1 protein-coding gene is annotated in these 761 nt (G+C 74.0%); it reads right to left on the reverse strand.

Going from position 1 to position 761, the window contains the following annotated elements; genetic code table 11:
• On the reverse strand, nt 1–761 hold a 761-nt coding region (locus C1J00_RS43850; protein ID WP_146046433.1), incomplete at both ends, for a pyridoxal phosphate-dependent decarboxylase family protein.

Genomic DNA, 761 nt, shown 5'->3' on the forward strand with positions numbered 1-761 from the left:
AGGTGCAGCAGGGCGGCCAGGTCGTCGGGCCCGGTGGTGGGGTTGAGGAGGGTGGCCTTGAGCCAGAGCCGGCCGTCGAGGCGGGCCCGGCCGAGGACGGCGCGGCCGTCGGTGAGCAGCGCGCGGCGTACGGCGGCCACGGTGGTGTCGGTGGCGCCGGTGGGCCGGAACAGGACCGTGCTGATGACGGGCTGGGCGTGCAGTTCGAAGTCGGGGTGTGCGTCGACGAGGTCGGCGAACTGCCGGGCGTGGGCGCAGACTTGGTCGACGAGCGTGCCGAGGCCGGTGCGGCCGAGGGTCTTGAGGGTGACGGCGAGTTTGAGGACGTCGGGGCGGCGGGTGGTTCTGAGGGAGCGGCCGAGCAGGTCGGGTAGTCCGGCTTCGGTGTCGTCGTCGGCGTTGAGGTAGTCGGCGCGTTGTCGCAGTGGGGTGAGGTCGCGGGCGTCCCGGACGGCGAGGAGGCCGGCGGCGACGGGTTGCCAGCCGAGTTTGTGCAGGTCGAGGGTGACGGTGTCGGCTGCGTCGAGCCCGGTGAGGCGGGTGCGGTGCCGGTCGCTGAAGAGGAGGCCCGCACCGTAGGCGGCGTCCACGTGCAGCCGGGCGTCGTGGTCGGCGCAACGGGCGGCGATCTGGGGCAGCGGGTCGATGAGTCCGGCGTCGGTGGTGCCGGCGGTGGCGGCGACGAGGAGGGGGCCGTTCAGGCCGGTGAGGGTCTGGTCGAGCGCGTCGGGGTCGAGTGTGCCGTGCGGGGTGGGTACGAC

The sequence above is a fragment of the Streptomyces cahuitamycinicus genome, assembly GCF_002891435.1.
Taxonomy (GTDB): domain Bacteria; phylum Actinomycetota; class Actinomycetes; order Streptomycetales; family Streptomycetaceae; genus Streptomyces; species Streptomyces cahuitamycinicus.